Below are 8,213 nucleotides of genomic sequence, written 5' to 3' on the forward strand. Positions count from 1 at the left end.
GCGCGGCCTCATGCCCTTGCAGCCTGCGCATAGGCGTCCAGCACCAGCCCGTGGAAATGGTGCAACGCATGTTCGGACTGGCCCGACCCCTCGGGATCGTTGACGATGCGGCCCTGGGTAAAGGCGGGCGTGCTCATGCCGCGCTGCACGCTTTCCACCAGGCCGATATCCTCGGGCTGCAACACCTCGTTGATATAGCGGATCGCCTCGAGCTCGGTCGCATCCGCCTCGGGTGTCTCGAGGTAGAAGTCATAGGTTTCCAGCGTCCGGTCGGGACCGGCGGGAATGACGTTCAGCACGATCATCGAGGACCGGCCCGGATAGCGCATCAGGCAGGTATTGGGCCACAGCCACCAGACGGCATGCGTCTTGACCTTGGCGTTCGAGGTGTCATAGGCGCTGTTCGCGGTCTTGCCCGCCTCGGCCATATGGCTGGAATAGATGCCATGGGTCGTCACCTTGTAGGTGTCCATGTCGACCAGCGTGCAGAAATCCTTGTGCGCGGTCGGGCAGTGATAGCATTCCAGGAAGTTGTCGATGACGTTCTTCCAGTTCGACCGGATGTCATAGGTCAGCCGGTGGCCAAAGGTCAGCTGTTCGATATCGGGCGCCCAGTGCCGGATCTCGGTTTCCAGATCGCCGGATTGTTTCGACAGCGATTCCGCGCCCGGGTCCAGGTTCACATAGACGAAACCGCAGAACTCTTCGACCTGGACCTGATCGAGGCAGATATCCTTGGTATTGAAGTTCTCCAGCGTCTCGGTATGGGGCGCGCGGACCAGCTGGCCATCCAGCTTGTAGGTCCAGGCGTGATAGGGGCACATGATCCGGGTGGTGTTGCCCGTGCCCTCCAGCAGGTGATGGGCGCGATGCTTGCAGACATTGTAGAAGGCGCGCAGCGTGCCTTCGCGGTCGCGCACCACGGCGATCGGATAGCCGGCGACGGTGACCGCGATGTAATCGCCGGGATTGCGCAGCTTTTCGACATGGCAGACCCATTGCCAGGTGCGCGCGAAAATCGCCCGCAGATCGGCGTTATACCAGCTTTGCCCGGTATAGGCATCGGCGTTGAGCGACATCGTGCGCGAGGGATTGGGGTCGAAGCCGCGGGGGATGGCGTCGAATTCGGCTTTGTTGGGAAGCTCCGTCATGGGACGATCCTTTGCTGGAAAGATACCTAGCGGCGTCATGGCGACGATCTGGATTCAGATTAGTCGCGGATTACCGCCCCGGATGTCGCCCATTGGCCGGAAATTTCGCTTTTTTCGCCATCAGCTGCGGGCGGCACCTCAGCCCCCGTCACCCTGCCTGCGATGCATGGGCCAGGCGCGGAACTCGAACGGGATGCGCCCCTCCAGCCGGTCGGAGCGCGGCGAGATGCCGAACCTGCTTTTATAGGCCTGCGAGAAATGCGCCTGACTGGCAAAGCCGGTGGCGGCGGCAACCTGCGACAATTGCAGGTTGGTCTGCGTCACCAGCCCGCGCGCGCGATCCAGCCGGATATCGCGGTAATAAAGCACGGCGGTCTTGCCGACATAGCGTTCGAACATGCGCGAGACATGGCGCTGCGACAGCCCGATCCGGTCGCAAAGCTCGGGGATCGGCAGCGGCTCTTCCAGATTGCGCTCCATCTCGGCGATGATCTGGCGGAGCGCGGTCGGCGTGGTATGGCCCAGAGGCTCGATGGTCGAGGGGTTCTGCGGCGCGCTTTCGCCGCGAATCACCGGATGAAAGACATAGCGCGCGGCGGCATTGGCCAGCGCATTGTCGCAATGCGCGCGCACCAGCTCCAGCCCCATATCGGCGGCGGCGGTTCCGCCGCAGCAGGTGAAGCGGCCCTTGCCGAGGGTAAAGATATTCTCCGAGACCTCGATATCGTCATACAGTTCCTGCAACGCGTCGATATGTTCGTAATGCACCGTCGCGGCCTGTTTGCGCAGCAACCCCGCCTCGGCCAGGATGAAGGCGCCGGTATCCAGCGCGCCCAGCACCACCCCCTGACGCGCCCATTTGCGCAGCGCGACCAGAAGCTGCGGCGAGGCATGCGATTCGGGCGACCAGCTGGACGAGACGACGACGATATCGAACCTGTCCTCTTCCAGTTCCTTCAGCGGCCGGGTGTTGACGCTCAGCCCGTTGCTGGCCATGACCGTGCCGCCGCCGACCGAGGCAAAGACCCATTTGAAATGCGTCACCCCGGCCAGGTAATTGGCGGCGCGCAGCGGATCGACCAGCGCGACCGTCGCCATCAGATTGAAATTCGGAGTCACGAGCAGCAGCAGCCACACGGTGCGCGCCGTTTCCTGGGGCATGACCTGCTCCTGGGTACAGGGCCAAATACGAAAACTTTCCGGCGATCCAGCGTAAGTCACGCCGGGCCATCCGGCAAATGAAAAGATCGGCGAATTGCCCGGACCCGGCCCTTGCGCGGTGGCGGCCGATTCGCGGGTCCGGCCAAAATTGAAATGTATTGGTCCAAAATCGGCAAGTTTATTGCGCTTATCGTGCAACAATTTTGCCGAACGGCACTGGCTGCCGTCGGGGAGGACATGATGAAAACTGCAAAAGCGACCGTTCTGGTAGCCATGGCCGGCCTGTTCGCGACGCCCTTGGCGGCGGCCGAACTGGGCGCGGTGGATGAGCCGATCAAGCTTGCCGTCAACGAATGGACCGGGCAGCACATCACCACGCTGATCGCCGGGCATATGCTGAAAGAGGCCGGCTACAAGGTCGAATACATCACCGCCGGCTATCAGAACATGTGGCCCGCCATGGCCGAGGGCGATCTGGATGCCGCGGTCGAGGTCTGGGAATCCAACGTGCCGCAAGGCTATTACCAGCTTCGCGACGGCGGCCGGCTCGAGGATCTGGGCGCGCTCGGCCTCGATGCGCGCGAGGGCTTCGTCTATCCCGCCTATATGGAGGAACAATGCCCCGGCCTGCCCGACTGGCAGGCGCTGGCGGCCTGCGCCGCGAATTTCGCCACCGTCGAGACCCTGCCGCAGGGGCGTCTGGTCGATTACCCCGGCGAATGGGGCACGCCCGGCGCCGACCGGATGGCCGCGCTGAACCTGCCCTTCAAGGCGATCCCGGCCGGCTCCGAAGGCGCGCTGGTGGCCGAGTTCAAGGCCGCGCAATCGCAAAAGACGCCCCTGCTGGCGGTGTTCTGGCAGCCGCATTGGGCGATCACCGCCTTCGACCTGAAATTCACCAAACTGCCCGAAGGGACCGAGGCCTGCTATGCCGACGCCTCGGCCGGTCCGAACCCGGATGTGACGGGCGATTGCGATTTCCTGCCGACGCGGGTCTTCAAGGCCGCCTGGCCGGGCCTGAAAGAGAAATGGCCGGCCGCGCATGAGATCCTGACCAATCTGCAGCTCAGCGTCGAACAGCAGCAGCCGCTGATGGGCGCGGTCGATGTCGATGGCCGCCCCGCCGAGCAGGTGGTGGCGGAATGGGTCGCCGCCAATGAATCCGCCTGGCGCCCCATCGTCGACGCGGCAATCCGGTGAGCGGCGCGGTGATCCAGGATCGGCCCGCCCCTGCCGGGGCGCCTGCGATCTCGTGCCGGGGGGTCTGGCAGGTCTTTGGCGTCAATGCGCGCGCCAGCCTCGACCTCGCGCTTGGGGAAACCGGCGGCGACACCGCCGCGACGGCGCGGCTCCTGCGCCAGCGCGGGCTGATCCCGGCGGTGCAGGACATCACCTTCGACGTGGCCGAGGGCGAGGTGTTCGTCATCATGGGCCTGTCCGGTTCGGGCAAGTCCACGCTGATCCGCACCATCGCGCGGCTGATCGACGGCACCGCCGGCGAGATCCGCATCGCCGGCGAGGATATCCTGACCGCCGATGCCCGGCGCCTGCTGGCGCTGCGGCGCGACAAGCTGGGCATGGTGTTTCAGCATTTCGGCCTGTTCCCGCACATGACCGTCGCCGAGAATGTGGCCTTTCCGCTCAAGATGCAGGGCATGGGTCCCGAGCAGCGCCGCGCCCGCGCGCTGGAGGTGCTGGAGCTGGTCAGCCTGAAGGGGCGCGAGGATTCCTTTCCGCGCCAGCTGTCGGGCGGCCAGCAGCAGCGCGTGGGGATCGCGCGCTCGCTGGCGGTGAATCCGGATCTGTGGTTCCTGGACGAGCCGTTCTCCGCGCTGGACCCGCTGATCCGGCGCCAGTTGCAGGACGAGTTCCTGTCGATCCAGGCCGATCTGGGCAAGACCTCGGTCTTTATCACCCATGACATCAGCGAGGCGCTGAAGATCGCCGACCGGATCGCGATCATGCGCGACGGCGTGCTGGTCCAGATCGGCACGCCGGACGATATCGTGCTGAACCCGGTGAACGATTATGTGCGCGAATTCACCCGCGACGTGCCCAAGGGCCGCCATGCCCATGTCGAGACGATCATGACCCTGCCCGCATCGCTGCCCAGGATGCCCGACGACCCCGGGCTGCGCGCGAACATGACCATCGATTCCGCGCTGGCCGCCTGCATGTCGCTGTATCAGCCGGTCCCGGTCTGGGGCGCGAACGGGGAAATCGCGGGCGTGGTGAAACCCTCGGACCTGGCCTCGGCCCTGACGCCCGATGAGCTCTGATTCGCAAGCCGGCCCGCTTCCAGCCACGGGTGGAACCATGTTCAGAAGCCTTTCGCCCGCCATCCGGGCGGCTCTGCTCACGCTGATCGTCGGAATGGTCTGCATGCTGCTGGCGCCCTATCTGGGCTGGCTGCAGAAATGGCCGGCAAGCATGACCCTGCCGGCGACCGAATGGATCGGCGCGGCCGTCACATGGCTGGTCGAGCTGATCAAGCCGCTGGCACGCTGGGGCGCCTGGCTTCTGTCCTATCCGATGGGCTGGGCCGCCTTCATCCTGATCGAGACCCCCTACCCGCTGGTCATCGCCGCCATCACCGCACTGGGCTGGCATCTCGGCGGGCCCGGCATGGCCCTTGGCGTGCTGGCGGGCCTGTGTTTCGTGCTGTTCAGCGGCTATTGGGTGCAGGGCATGACGACGCTGTCGCTGGTCATGGTCTCGGTCCCGCTGGCGCTGTTCGCCGGGCTGGTGACGGGGATCGTGGCCTACCGGATGCCGGCGCTGCGGCGTCCGATCCAGGTGATGCTGGACGTGATGCAGACGGTCCCGACATTCGCCTATCTGACGCCGCTCCTGCTGCTTCTGGGCTTCGGCCCGGTGGTCGGGCTGATCGCCTCGGCGATCTATTCCGCGCCGCCGATGGCGCGCAACGTGCTGCTGGGGCTTCAGCGGGTCGATCCGGAAATCCGCGATGCCGCGCTGATGAACGGCGCCAACAGCTGGCAGCAGCTGATCCTCGTTGAACTGCCGGCGGCCTCGCGCCAGATGCTGGTCGGCATGAACCAGTCGATCATGGCGGCGCTGTCCATGGTCATCATCGCGGCGGTGATCGGCGGTTTCGACGATATCGGCTGGGCGGTGCTGCTGACCATGCGCAAGGCGGATTTCGGCAACAGCCTGATCGCCGGCATGGTGATCGTGGTCTTTGCCATCATGATCGACCGGCTCAGCAGCAGGCTGGCCGAGCCGCGCGGCGGCCATTCGCGCAAGGTGATCTGGGGTCTGCTGGGCGCGGGCGCGGTCATGGCGGTTCTGGCGGCCCGCTGGCTGCCGGCCGCCTCCGAGATCGACATCTTCGCGCCTCTGGCCGAGCGCACGAACAGCGCATTGGGCCAGTTCACCGCCAACCATGGCGCGACGCTGAACGCGATCAGGAACAACGCCATGATCTATCTGCTGCTGCCGCTGCGGATCGGGCTGGATCACGCCATCGTGCCCGTCATGTGGGGCTTTGGCTGGACCTCGGCGATGGCGCTTGGCTATTTCGGCGCCGCGGCGGCACTGGCCGGCTGGCTGGCCTGGCGCGGGCAGATCCTGGCCGCGCTGATGCTGCTGACGGCGGCCGGCGTGGTCAAGCTGGGCATCGCGCATCTGCCCTGGCCCTTCGTGCTGTTTGCCGCAGGCGCGCTTGGCTGGGTCGCCTCCGGCTGGCGGCTGGCGCTGACCGCCGTCACGCTGCTGGGCCTGATCCTGATCATGGGCCTGTGGGAGCCCGCGATGCTGTCGGTCTATCTGTCGGGAACCGCGGTGCTGATCTGCACCGTGCTTGGCGGCGCGATCGGGCTGCTCTCGGCGGTCAGCCCCGCCGTCTGGCGGGTCGTGCGCCCGGTCTGCGACCTGCTGCAGACGGTGCCGCTTTTCGTGTTCCTGATCCCGGTGCTGATGTTCTTCCAGATCGGCGAGTTCTCGGCCCTGCTGGCGATCTGCGCCTATGCCATCGTGCCGATGATCCGCTACACCCATCAGGGGCTGAGCTCGACGCCCGAGGAGCTGGTCGAGGCGGCCCTGGCCTCGGGGGCGAACAGTTGGGCGATCATGACCGAGGTGCGTGCGCCCTATGCCGCGCCGACGATCCTTCTGGGGCTGAACCAGACGATCCTCTATGCCTTTTCCATGCTGGTGATCGCGGCGCTGATCGGCACCACGGATCTGGGTCAGCAGGTCTATCTGGCCCTGGGACAGGGCGATGTCGGGCTGGGCGTCGCCGCCGGGGCGGCCATGGCGATGCTTGCATGGGTGGCCGACAGGCTGGTTCAGGCCTTTGCCGAGGAAAAACGCGCGGCGCTTGGGCTATAGGCCCGCAAGGCCGGTGTCACCGCGACCCTGACGCTACCCTCGCGGTCGCCGGGGATCTCGCACCACGCATCCATGGCCGCCGCGAGCGGCTGAGCTGGTTTGCGATCGGGTCGCGGAGGGAACGCGACCAGGACAGGTCTAAAGGAACGCCGCATTGTGGGCAGGCCGTCACGCGACACCATATATCGGTGCCTGCGGGAAAAAACCCTTGCCAGAATCGGATAATTGTCACATTCATTTACGGAATAAACAGAATAAGACGGTCCAAAGCGTAACAACGGGCCGCGGAACATGAGGGTATGATGCAGCCAAAGACCCGCATCGACAAGCTTGTGGGCAGCCATGCGCTGGCCCTCTCCGAACGGCTGCAGGCGCATCGCGCGCAGCTGTTTCCCCCCGATGCCCGCCGCCAGTTGCGGAAATTCACCAGTGGCGAGGTCGCCGATCTGCTGGGCGTCAAGGACGCCTATCTGCGCAAGCTGGACCTGGATGGCAAGGGTCCAAGCCCGGAAACGCGCGCCGGCGGGCGCCGTTACTACAGCCCCGAGGATATTCACGCGCTGCGGCAACTGCTTGAAAAGGGGGCGAAATCCCCCGGAACCTACCTGCCCGGCCGGCGCGAGGGCGACCATCTTCAGGTCATTACCGTGATCAATTTCAAGGGCGGCAGCGGCAAGACCACCACCGCCGCGCATCTGGCGCAAAAGCTGGTGCTGGACGGCTATCGCGTGCTGGCCATCGATCTGGACCCGCAGGCCAGCCTGTCGGCATTGCATGGCGTGCAGCCAGAATTCGACCTGCAGGATGGCGGCACGCTTTACGACGCGATCCGCTATGACGATCCGGTGCCGATTCGCGACATCATCCAGCAGACATATTTCACCAATCTGGACCTGATTCCCGGCAATCTTGAACTGATGGAGTTCGAACACGACACGCCGCGCGCAATCATCGAACGCTCCGGTAAGTTCTTCTTTACCAAGATTGGCGATGCTCTGGCCGAGGTGGAACAGGATTACGACATCGTGGTGATCGATTGCCCGCCGCAGCTGGGTTTCCTGACCATGTCGGCCCTGTCTGCGGCGACCGCGATCCTGGTGACGGTGCATCCGCAGATGCTGGACGTGATGTCGATGTGCCAGTTCCTGCTGATGACCTCGAATCTGCTGGGCGTGGTGGCCGAGGCGGGGGGCGATATGGATTACGACTGGATGCGCTATGTCATTACCCGCTACGAGCCGGGCGACGGTCCGCAGAACCAGATGGTCAGCTTCATGCGCTCGATGTTCGGGGAACATGTGCTGAACCATCCGGTGCTGAAATCCACCGCCATCTCGGATGCCGGGATCACCAAGCAGACCCTCTACGAGGTTGAAAAATCGTCATTTACCCGCTCGACCTATGAACGCGCGATCGAAAGCCTGAACGCGGTCAACGGCGAGATCGAGGGGCTGATCCAGGCCGCCTGGGGACGTGGGGAGGCTGGCTGATGGCACGCAAGAACCTGCTGAAAGGTCTGATGGACAGCGCCCCCGCCCCCTCCGAGAC

At 64.8% G+C, this 8,213-nt stretch carries 6 protein-coding genes; 4 read left to right on the forward strand and 2 right to left on the reverse strand.

From position 1 onward, the window contains the following. Nucleotides 1-8: 8 nt before the first annotated feature. Together IT41_RS14530 and IT41_RS14535 are read right to left on the reverse strand one after the other, a co-directional pair. Complete coding sequence (locus IT41_RS14530) at nt 9-1,151, reverse strand: aromatic ring-hydroxylating oxygenase subunit alpha (RefSeq protein ID WP_036742703.1); 1,143 nt, start codon at nt 1,149-1,151, stop codon at nt 9-11. A 138-nt stretch (nt 1,152-1,289) separates the two neighbouring features. Continuing rightward, a complete protein-coding gene (locus IT41_RS14535; protein WP_036742705.1) occupies nt 1,290-2,312 on the reverse strand; it encodes a GlxA family transcriptional regulator in 1,023 nt (340 codons plus the stop codon). 237 nt (nt 2,313-2,549) lie between these two features. On the opposite strand from IT41_RS14535, the gene IT41_RS14540 reads away from it, so the two are divergent. The 4 genes from IT41_RS14540 to repA all read left to right on the forward strand — a co-directional run bounded on the left by IT41_RS14540 (nt 2,550) and on the right by repA (nt 8,155). Next, complete coding sequence (locus IT41_RS14540) at nt 2,550-3,512, forward strand: ABC transporter substrate-binding protein (protein WP_139221662.1); 963 nt, start codon at nt 2,550-2,552, stop codon at nt 3,510-3,512. Between the two features lie 11 nt (nt 3,513-3,523). Then, a complete protein-coding gene (locus IT41_RS14545) occupies nt 3,524-4,591 on the forward strand; it encodes a quaternary amine ABC transporter ATP-binding protein (protein WP_036742725.1) in 1,068 nt (355 codons plus the stop codon). Nucleotides 4,592-4,628: 37 nt separating this feature from the next. Beyond that, nucleotides 4,629-6,665, forward strand: a complete 2,037-nt coding sequence (locus IT41_RS14550) for an ABC transporter permease subunit (RefSeq protein WP_036742707.1) — start codon at nt 4,629-4,631, stop codon at nt 6,663-6,665. Between the two features lie 302 nt (nt 6,666-6,967). Continuing rightward, nucleotides 6,968-8,155: a plasmid partitioning protein RepA gene (gene repA, locus IT41_RS14555; RefSeq protein ID WP_036742727.1), complete on the forward strand. Its 1,188-nt coding sequence runs from the start codon at nt 6,968-6,970 to the stop codon at nt 8,153-8,155. Nucleotides 8,156-8,213: the final 58 nt, after the last annotated feature.

Source organism: Paracoccus halophilus (genome assembly GCF_000763905.1).
In the GTDB taxonomy this organism is placed as follows: Bacteria; Pseudomonadota; Alphaproteobacteria; order Rhodobacterales; family Rhodobacteraceae; genus Paracoccus; species Paracoccus halophilus.